8 protein-coding genes and 1 tRNA gene are annotated in these 10,903 nt (G+C 34.5%); all 9 read right to left on the bottom strand.

Translation table 11 applies throughout. The features are described from left to right. Nucleotides 1–26 precede the first annotated feature (26 nt). The 9 genes from thiI to BFU36_RS04125 all read right to left on the bottom strand — a co-directional run bounded on the left by thiI (nt 27) and on the right by BFU36_RS04125 (nt 10,898). A complete protein-coding gene (gene thiI / locus BFU36_RS04165) occupies nt 27–1,142 on the bottom strand; it encodes a tRNA uracil 4-sulfurtransferase ThiI (RefSeq protein ID WP_069282406.1) in 1,116 nt (371 codons plus the stop codon). Beyond that, nucleotides 1,139–1,330, bottom strand: a complete 192-nt coding sequence (locus BFU36_RS04160; RefSeq protein WP_231961231.1) for a hypothetical protein — start codon at nt 1,328–1,330, stop codon at nt 1,139–1,141. Before BFU36_RS04160 ends, thiI begins: the two co-directional genes overlap by 4 nt. A gap of 56 nt (nt 1,331–1,386) precedes the next feature. Then, nucleotides 1,387–3,747, bottom strand: a complete 2,361-nt coding sequence (locus BFU36_RS04155) for a hypothetical protein (protein WP_069282405.1) — start codon at nt 3,745–3,747, stop codon at nt 1,387–1,389. 387 nt (nt 3,748–4,134) lie between these two features. Further along, nucleotides 4,135–5,178, bottom strand: coding sequence for a transporter (locus BFU36_RS04150; RefSeq protein ID WP_069282404.1), 1,044 nt, complete (start codon nt 5,176–5,178; stop codon nt 4,135–4,137). A gap of 288 nt (nt 5,179–5,466) precedes the next feature. Then, a tRNA-Arg gene (locus BFU36_RS04145) sits at nt 5,467–5,556 on the bottom strand. Between the two features lie 192 nt (nt 5,557–5,748). Continuing rightward, complete coding sequence (locus BFU36_RS04140; RefSeq protein WP_069282403.1) at nt 5,749–6,360, bottom strand: DUF434 domain-containing protein; 612 nt, start codon at nt 6,358–6,360, stop codon at nt 5,749–5,751. Between the two features lie 4 nt (nt 6,361–6,364). Beyond that, nucleotides 6,365–9,067, bottom strand: a complete 2,703-nt coding sequence (alaS, locus tag BFU36_RS04135) for an alanine--tRNA ligase (protein WP_069282402.1) — start codon at nt 9,065–9,067, stop codon at nt 6,365–6,367. 454 nt (nt 9,068–9,521) lie between these two features. After that, entirely contained in the window at nt 9,522–9,842 is a 321-nt protein-coding gene (rpl12p, locus tag BFU36_RS04130; RefSeq protein WP_069282401.1) for a 50S ribosomal protein P1, read from the bottom strand. A 48-nt stretch (nt 9,843–9,890) separates the two neighbouring features. Next, entirely contained in the window at nt 9,891–10,898 is a 1,008-nt protein-coding gene (locus tag BFU36_RS04125; RefSeq protein WP_069282400.1) for a 50S ribosomal protein L10, read from the bottom strand. Nucleotides 10,899–10,903 lie beyond the last annotated feature (5 nt).

The following is a 10,903-nucleotide window of genomic DNA, read 5'->3' as shown; positions in this document are numbered from 1 at the left end:
AGTGATGTGCGCGTGTGAGTACTGATCTATATTTCAATTACTTCTGCACTATCTATTAGAATGTCATAATCTATATTAATTTTTTCCTCCAGCTCAAGAATATTTTTCAAATCAACTGATGTAGATGACTTACTAGATATTGCACAATATTCTGGAAGTTTAATCGAGAACTCATAAGTTCCTATCTTTCTGGCTAGATCTATTATATCCTCCTTATCAAAACCAATTAATGGTCTAAATATTGGCATGTTAATTCCGTATTCTGTAACGTATAGATTTTTCATTGTTTGTGATGAAACTTGAGATAGTGATTCTCCAGTCGTGATGGAATGTGCATTAAATTTCTCAGCTAGCCTTTCTGCAGTCCTATACATGATTCTCTTAAGTAATACTACGTTGTATTTTCTATTCTCTAATTTAGCTATTTTAATCATGACTTCCATACCTTTAACCATATATACTTTTAATTTGTGCCCACCACTCCAACTCTTTAATACACTTAGTTCTTCATTCACTACTCTTTTGTGAATCTCTCCACCTAAATTAAAGTTAAGGATAACTGGTAATGCTCCCCTCTTCATTATCATCCATGTCGCTACTGGTGAATCTATTCCACCAGAAAACAATACTATAGTCTTACCTGCTATTCCTACAGGGAGACCTCTAGGACCCTTATATTTTTTATAATAGAGGTAAGCCTTGTTATTCCTTATGTCTAAAAACACTTCTACCTCTGGATTTTCTAAATTCACGCCCCTACTGTATCTGTATAATCTTGATCCAATCTCTCTTTGAGCATCTAAGCTTGAAAAATTATGTTTACCTATTCTTTTAACGCGTACTGCAAAAGTCTTATCTTTTACTACCTCAGAGAAAACTTCTTCAGCTTTATTAACTATATCATGCAAATCACTAAAGTCATAAATTATAATTGGCGAGAAATATGCTACACCGAACATTTTACTAAGAGTATCTATATAATCAGAGTTAGTCTCTAAATATATTAGGCCTTGGCTTATCCAAATCTTCTCTACTTTTAAACTATTTTTTATGTTATTAACTAAAGTATATTCAAAGTTTTTTCTAGTTCTTGGAGACTTTAAAGCTATTTCACCGGAAGGTCTGATCATTATTATTGTCATTTTCTCGTCCTCTGATAATGTAAAAAGAGTTGAATTGCATGTTTACATATTTTTTCTCCGCATTCACATTCTGAACTCTCTATCTTATAACCACTTATCCTAACTTTTACGTGATAGTATCCTAATGCGCATCTTGCTGGTACTAATCCCTCTATAATATTCCCATTAACAGAGGTAATCTTAATCATACAATAACTATAGCATACAATAGAAAGAAAAAAAGATTAACTCCTTAAACTATAATTTATCCTCCCCATGTGTACGTAGATGTAGTTGATGTAGTCGAAGATGAACTCATACTTGTTGAGGTACTGGTCGAAGATGTTACTGGTGCAGTCAGTATCCATGGTACTGGCTTGAAGAATGTTAGGTTAATTACTACTCCATTACCTACTATTATAGGATCTTCAAATAAGTACCCCTTAGGTCCCCATGTCCACATAGTCACATCTTGGCTTGGAGTAAGTATTATCGTTATAAATGGATTAGCTTGTCCGGTTACAGAATTAACTGATGAATAACTAAATGTCACATTTCCATTAATTGCATAGGCAAATGCTAATATGGGTGCTTGTCCGTTTGGTGCATTTCCAGCATTAGCAGGATTATAGAAGACTACGGAGAAGTTGAATACAGTTAAGTTACCAGACGGAGTTACTATCTTTGTATTTGGTTGTACTACAACTATCATGTTTCCAGCAAAGGCTACACCACCTTGTGTACCATTGATTTCGTAGCTGTAAACATTTACTGGGGTTAACCCATATGCTGGACTGACACTAACTTGTACTGGTTTAGGTGGCGTAGCGACTGGAGTCTCTGAAGATTCGAAAATCCATATAACTGGCTTAAAGAATTGAACATTAATCATTACTCCATTTCCGTATAGCCAGTGATCAGCAAACTTATAACTCCCTCCAATATAAGCAGTACCATTAAAAGTCCCACCAAACCATGTCCAAGAAGTCCATGTATCAGGCGCCCATACCATAGTTATTGGGGCTTGTGCTACTATTTTTCCATTAACGTTAGTTACTAACGATATAGCCGGTGTTATTTGTCCATTAACTGCGAAGGCAAATGCAAACAGAGGAGTTAAGTTGTATTGAGCTGCTGGCGGATATATCGCTTCGAGACTAAATGTAACTAAAGAGAAGTTATATACTGGTAATAATGTTCCGTTAGCTAGTTCAGCATATGTGTGAGGTTTAACAATTACCATCATATTACCTACTTGTAATGCATATCCTTGGCCACTAGTAGCGTTTACCATTACTGTCTGCTCTCCACTTACTTTCATTATGGGTTGGTTTAGGTTATAGTAAATAGTATCAGACAATGCATTTACTTGAGTTACATTCCATACTTCCTTAGTTATCTGCCAAGACGCGGTGGTAGTATTGTAACTAAAATATGCATTAATGTCAACGTGCAAATCATATATCATTGGGAAGTTTGGTTCACCTTGATTGACAAATCCGAAGAATACAGTATCATTTGCTATAACTTCAGCATTAGCACCTGAAGGCGTTAGCATGACCTCAACGGTAGGAGGTACTGCTGTGCCATTCGGTAATAGATTTTGAACGTAAGTTAGGGCAAATATGAAGTAGTTATCCCATGTTCTAAATACCTTTTGTATGTTTGAAGTACCATTATATGTTCCTACTTTAAAGACTGGTGGCAATTGTCCAGTTAATATTAACTGTGCATTAGGAGCAAAACTCTGGCTTATAGTGTTAGCTGGGAACTCAGCACCTAATGCGTTAATTTGTGATAAGAACTCTTCTAAAACTTGATTAGCTTGTAGTGAATGTTGAGAAGGATAACCTGCTATCACAGCTGAAGGAGAAACCTCATTTCCTTTCCACATCAACTCTGTTATTTCTGGCATTCCATTTATGAATTGAACAATTATAGTATTACTTGCGTTAAAAACTTGTAGATATACTGGATCACTGGTGGGAGCTACAAAGTACTGTACTACGTCAGTTATATTGTAGACATTTCCATTAATTGGAGTCACTGTAGGTAATGCTGTAGTGTAGAAGTACACTGTTTCGTAAGTTCCAAAGAAATCAGAGAGCCAAGTACTGTTAAACGTATTTAGATTATACGTTCCCGCAAAAGGTTGCCCTATTATCATTGCTGTGAAGTTTGGAGCCAAATATGGCAAAACATCGGAAGGTGATTCTATTGCTATTCCATCGTAAAACTGTAGTACTGTAGCTAGGGCAGCCCCAGGTCTATAGCCAGTGACGTTTAACTTACTAACTTCTTGTAACATTTGTTGATATAACATTTTATAATAAGTATAGTTTGACTCCGCTTGCTTGTATAAGGTATAATTATTCTTAGCATACATTAACATAGTTTGATACAATCCTTCAAGTTCACTGTATTTAGAGGCTAATTGTCCATAAGTCTGATTTAGCTTAGTGTAATTGCCTTGTAATGTCATGTATTGGCTTTGTACAGACTGATAATTACTTTCAAGGCTTAAATACTTCGAGTTAGCTACTGAATATTCATAAAAACCTACAGCGGCTATTACGACTAATATTATAGCTACTATGGCAAAACCTATAGTTTTAATATCAGCCATTTTAGATCAAGACATACCAAGTAACAGCTATAAAAAGCTTTTACCCAAATTTAGGTTATAACCTTTTATGGAGCAAAAAGAAGTGCTAAATCATGCGTTTTGAGCAAATATAGTTTTCAACATCTGACTTCCTCCCCGCCATAAATGGCGAGGGTTCCCCTCATCGATTTGTGTTTACATCTCTCACTTGAGGGGCAGTCGAGAGGCTTAGAGAACCCCTCCCAACAATATTGACTTTTAAGAAACTTTTTCCATCCCGCCATGAATGGTGGGGCTTTCGTCATTTTGTAATAGTAATTATAAAATTATATTCCTATTGCAAATAATTAAAAACTATAATCAATAGGAAGTTTAGCCTAAAATATTCAAGTTTATTAATAGCAAAAACTAGTAACGGGAGGCTCTAGTTCTAAGATATACAAAAGTAACAAGCATTATGCTGGTAATCAGAGTTAATACAGCTGAGTTATAAAGAACATTACCCAATTCTACTCCTACTGGTATTATAAATCCACTAAGCGAAGCTAAGTTCATACTAGGCCCTATTCTCCTAGGTTCTATACCCGTCATTTTAGCTATTATAGGTAATATCGCATTAGTTCCTAGACCTAAGGCTGTAAAAGGTATAAAAATCCATGGTATTAAGAGGAAGAATGATAGAAATCCCAATATTCCCACGATCAATGACGATATTATTAGAGTCTTTATTTTATCTTTTAAGATAGAAAATAAGATATAAAATGCAAATGAGATTAGATAAGCGATTAGTGATATTTGTATTGATAGCCCATCACCTAGTAATGAAGGAACTACTTGTAATATATATGCTGGTTCGAAACCTAGTAAAAATATTAACAAAGCCTCAGCCGAGAATGCCAAATTCATTTTGTTGCCTCCTATAAATGTTTGAAGATTGCTGGATTTTAGTAATAATGGTAATGCTATTACTATCAATACTACACTTGCTAACAACATTCTCTGTTCCAATATGAACGCTGTTGTAGCTGCCAGAACCCAGCCCAATGCCCATCCTCCCATTGTCATTCCTACTATGATATTGCTCTTACTCTCTGTAGCTAACTCAACTGATGCTGAAGTTGATAATCCAAATAATATACCGATTATTATTCTAAGAACTAAAAGTGTATCAAAGTCATAAGTATAATATTCGAATAAGTCAATCAGTCCCATACTGCCCAATGAGCTATAAAGGATTCTGCTTATTCCTACTCTCGATACAAGTATTCCATACGTAATTGGTGTTAGAGCTCTTCCTATAAAAGGTGCCCCTATTAGGATGAAGTCTACTACTTTACTATAGTCGATGTACTGTGAATAAAATACAAAATTAACCATAGAGTAAGAGGATAGAGTAAACCCTAGAATAGGTATTAGCACGCTGTACTTCAACGATATTTTTGTACCTAACATTTCTAATCAAGTTTATTCTTTTCTATTAGGATTTAAACTTAAGCTCAATGCCTACTTATACTGCTTAAAAATTACCTAATCTATAATTCAAAGAACTTTTCGATAAGATAGTAATTAACGATTGCTATATGTGGATCTTATTGAATATGTTACAAATAAATTTTCAGAAATAAGGAAAATCTTAGTTACAGCGTAATATCAAAATGCGTGTAATTAACAGAAAAGATCGTAGTTCAATAAATAGTAAACTTTTGATAAAAATTAGATTGATACATAACAATTTATGCGCGGACCCGACGGGATTCGAACCCGCGACCACCGGCTTTCCTCCTAATTTGTTAGGAGGCCGGCGCTCTATCCTGGCTGAGCTACGGGTCCAATATAACTATATGGAAAACTCCATTAAAATTTTTCTTTCATCCTCCTCAAGTGAAGTAAGATACTAGCTAATAATTTATGTCTTATAAGGTTAAGGAAAGCCTCGCCATTTATAGCAGGGAGGAAGTCAGGTACTGATAATAATACTAGCTCTTAGAGACATCTAATTATTTTTTAGTAGATAACTGCTCTTCACCAATTTAACTTTACGATTTTGTAATCTTGAAAAAGATCATTTAAAACTGTAGATATCATATGAGAATTGTAAAGGATTACGAAGTCATTGCTATATACTGGTTTCTTTGATATAATTACTTCTTTATCAGCTTTATCTACAGTTTTAGCGATTATCCCCCTTTTCCTCAACTCTGAAGATATCTCTCCACTTTTACTTATTTGTTTATCCAAAATAACTTCACATCTGATTTTTAATTTCTCACAATATTCAACCACCAATACCAGAACATCAGATAACATTTCACTATTTTTATGTTTACCAAGTCCTAAGTCTCTAAAGAAACCATCGTCACACTCATAAATTTCCTCTCCTTTCATTCCAGCTATTAACGTTAATGCTACGTTATAACCATCTATTACTAGTTCCTTATTAGTTTCAATTATCTTAGACTTAACATTAGTTATCTCTGAATCAGAATGTACACATCTATAAAGCAAAAGTCTTTCTAATCTACTTAAATTATATCTGGCACTGATGGCATCTAGTGCTATCTTTCTAGAATAGCCCCTATTTAAAAAATATTTATAATCGATGTAAGCATCCTTTATATTTCTGGTAATATTCATTAATTTACACTAATATCCCTCTTTTAATAATTTCAATTATTTGTTCCTTACTTCTACGCTGATCCAATAATATGTTGGCAAAAGTACCTTTACCCCCACCTCTTCCGCCAATTTTTCTAAATTCTTCTACTATTTTACTCACGTCAATATTTTTCGAAGTACCTATTTGTAATTTATTATCAGTAATGCTTACAACAATATTATTTTGAGAATATGTTATCTTTCGCGTTATCTCCTTTATCTCCTCCTCATCTTCTAGCCCTTCTAAAACGTATATTTTTATTCCGTTAATCTCGTACGGCTTTATTGTACTTATTATAAGATTTTCGTATATTTTTCTATAATGAGATAATAATTCCTCAACGTTGTTCTTTTCGTCTAATATTCTTTTTAATCTAGAGGCTACTTGCGAAGAGTCAACGTTAATTATTTTCGAGATTTCGTCAATCTTTTTCTCTAACTCTCTAGTATAATCTACTAATGCACTTCCCGCCACATATTCCAATCTTATGACACCATCTTGAATTTTTTCAACGTTAATTATTTTCACAGAACCTATTTCGCTGGTATTACTAACATGTGTACCTCCGCAACTTTCAATGTCCCAATCCTTTATCTCTAATAATCTTATTATCGCCGAATTTGGAACCCCTCCTTCATAAATCGAAACGCCATACTTCATTTCAGCTTCTATTCTATTTATCTCTATTGGTCTTACTGGTCTCCTATCAGCAATAACTTTATTTGCATAATCTTCTATGAGCTTGATTTCCTCTTCTGTTAATGGCTTATGGTGAGTTATGTCAAGTCTTCCTTTTTCTGGTGTTTTCTCAGCACCAGCTTGCCAAACATGATCCCCTAGAACTCTTTTGGCAGAAGCTAGAATTATGTGAGTAGCTGTGTGATGTCTCATTAATCTGTATCTCCTCTCCCAATCAATTTCACCTTTTACAATATCACCAGCCTTAATTTTAGGTTCTTTATCTAATACGTGAACTACCACTTCACCAACTTTTTGCGTGTCAATAACCTTGTAATTTTCGTTATTGTTTATATCATATATTACTCCAGTATCTCCTAATTGTCCACCACCTTCTGGGTAGAACGCTGTTCTGTCCAAGACAATATAATTTTTAAACACCTGTATTACTTTAGCCTCAAAAGACCTCATATATTGATCCTTGTAATACAACTTTTCAGTTGATGGAACCTTGGAGAATATTTCCATCACTTCCTTAGGCAATTTTTGCCTTTCTTTTTCTTTAATGGATGAGGTCTGGTGTCTTTTTGCTACTAACCCATAAAAGTTATGAGGTATATCTACTTTAATTCCTCTTTTTTTCAACTCTTCACTTACTAAATCAGGAGGAATTCCATTGGAGTCGTATATTTCTATCAGATCTTCAGTGTTTACTTCCTTCTTTTTAGATATACTCGAAACTATTGAAGGTATTTTACTTACTACGTTCTCAAACTTTTGTTGCTCTAATTCAATGACGTCTAAAATATAATCTTTATTTTTCCACACTTGCGGAAAGTCCTCTTTCCAGAAATCTAATTGCTCCTTTACTAGTTCATAAAGTCTAACATCAGATCCAAGTAATTTTAATACTCTTAGAGCCCTCCGTATCACCAGCCTTCCCAGATAACCTTCACCGGAATTAGAGGGAACTAGACCATCAGCTAGCATCATCATTATGGTTTTAGTGTGATCGAGCACCTGGAAAACCCTTGCTGCCCTTGTTAGCTCCTCGTCAATTCTTTTAATATCTACATTTAATTCTTTACTTACAAGTTCTCTGTGAGTCTTTATAGTATCTGGATTGTCAGGATCTATACGCCCAGCGAACCTTGAGGATATAGTAAGCAATTGATCATCTACGTAAGGGACTCCAATTTTGTTAAAAAACTTATAAACTAGGTCACCATAGATTGCGTGGAATGCCGTAGGAGTCTTTTGTGTTATCCAAGCTATCCTTTCCACTCCATAACCGGTATCAACAATCTTTAATTTCAGAGGTGTATAGTTTCCATTTTCTTCAATCTTGTATTGCATAAACACTAAGGTTGCTAGTTCTAACCCTCCAACTGTTACTTCTAAACACGGTCCTGCGTTTCCTCCTCCCTCCCACCAAGATTCCTTAAAATTAAGCTGGCTCTCTGGGATTCCTATTTCCTCAGTGAAAAACTCCTTAGCATACTCAGTAGTTTCGTCTTTCCAATAAATGTATTTATCTGGGTAATTAAATGCATGATGAGCTGCCATTTCAAATGTTGTTAAATGTCTTCCAAAAGTTACTCCTACGTTGTCAATATCTTCAAGCCTTATGGCTGGTTGAGATATCACTAGAGGATTAGCTGGTGGTGGAACTAATCCGCTAGTTACATGTGGCTGGAAATCGACTATACTGGCTATAGTTAAGTACAAATCTTCTCTCCATCTAGCTAAGACTGGCTTAGGAGGAATTCTAGTGTGCCCTCTCTTTTCAAAGAAAGATAAGAATTTCTCTCTTGCTTCTCTTACGGTTAACGGATTACTTTTGATTTGTATATCGAAGAAGTAATAGTCAGTACAAGGTATATCTGCACAGACTTCTCTCTTCTCATCTTTAGTCCAAAAAGGAGTCTGACAATTTTTACAAATTTTTCTTTGATATCCATTATTTAAAAAGAAACTTAATCTATATTCATCAGCACTTGCTTTCATATACTAAAAGAAAGTAATTAAAGCTTAAAAAGTAAAGCCAGTTTTCAAGTTTCACAAAGTTCTTGTTATTTTTCCTAATTATATTGTGATTTTCCTATCTAACTAACTACTCATCCAGCAAATTTGTAACTTTTTACAAGTTAAGATGTAAGTTGTAATTGAATATGCCTATTTTACTTATTTTTTATTAATATTCGAATTTAGATAATAGCTTCGATGATGAAAAGTCATTAGCTTAGTTTGATTTATGATGTCTGTTATCAATTCTTGCCCTAGATAAACTGTGCTGAATATTTTCCGGCATGTGATGGTAGTTAGCCAATAAAGAATTTGTTCAAATAAAATAGCGTTATCTATGATATTTTCCTAGTCAAAGATAACTTTTTGTAGCCTCAATTAATTGAAAATTAAAAAAGTTTAGAAGTAATTATTAGTGATACTAGATCAGAAACGCTCATCCGAATAAGGATGCTAGCCCACTTGCAATTTCTTCTTCGCTTGGTCCTTTCTTTTCTTCCTCTTTCTTCTCTTCTTTCTTCTCCTCTGCAGGTGCTTGTTGCGTAGCTTGTTGCGGAGCTGCAGCTACAGCTACTGGCATTGCTGAAGCGTTCTTCAACACTTCATCAATGTTAACTTCTTTTAATGCAGCTACAACAGCCTTTAATCTGACCTCATCTACACTTATACCAGCTGCTGTAAGGACATTCTTTAAACTATCTTCACTTATTTCTTTTTTAGCTGAATGTAATAGTAGACTTGCATAGACATACTCCATTTTTATCTCACACTCACTCTTTTTGGGTTAAGATATATAAATTTTTTATCACCCAAAAAGTGATGCTAGTCCGCCTCCAATTTCTTCTTCGCTTGGTCCTTTCTTTTCTTCCTCTTTCTTCTCTTCTTTCTTCTCCTCTATCTTTTCTTGACTTTGTGGTTTGGTTTCTGCTTTGGGTATCTGAATTCCTAAATCAACCTTTCCACTAATAGCCGAGGCTAAGGCATATGCTTTCGATACTGCCCTAGCAAATACTACTTGAGCCGTTTCTGGTGTTATGTATCCTAATTCTGACGCAAGCATTATGGCTTTTCTTACAGCATTAGTTATGGTAAATCTTAATATTTCTGCTTCCGGATATGCAATTTCCACAGCTAACGTAAATGCGTTTCTATAAGCCTCTTCGATATTTCTTCTATAAGCGTCTAAATCTAGTTTTAAATTTTCTTCTGGAATTACTAAACCTTCATGATAAGCTATTTTAATCTTTAATTTTACAAATGTTGGCATTATTCCAAGTTTCTGTAATATAGGTAACGCTTCAACTGGTATAGGATCTCCTTTTTTAGCTACTAAAGTATCCTTAACTACATGAACTTTTCCATCTTGAACTCTAGTTTGTACCTTTAATTTACCAAATACACTTAATATTGGTCCTGCGGTCATTCCAGTATCTCCAGCTGGTATTATAACATCTTCCTCAGCCTTGTCTCCTGGCATCGCATATCTTCTTAACTTATAGTTCTCAAAGAACATGTTCATAGCAAACGGATTATCATTAGTGAAAATGAACGCATTTGGACCAGTAAGATATCCTTTTATTTTTTCTATGTCGATGCCCGCATTCTTAGCAGCGATTTCAAATAAACTGTTTTTAGTAACCTTTATGACCGCCTTTCCTCTTAATTTCTTTCTAATTTCATGTAATTTATCTGCGGGAAAACCCTCAAGATTAGCTATTAAAACTGTCTTACTATTTTTAATTAGCTCTTCGAGCTCCTTTACTTCTTCGATCTTCCATGAGGGAATTTTTTTCTGTTTTAATGCTAGAGCCATGAACC

It is taken from the genome of Sulfolobus sp. A20 (assembly GCF_001719125.1).
Taxonomy (GTDB): Archaea; Thermoproteota; Thermoprotei_A; order Sulfolobales; family Sulfolobaceae; genus Saccharolobus.
This window is presented reverse-complemented; position numbering and strand designations above follow the sequence as displayed.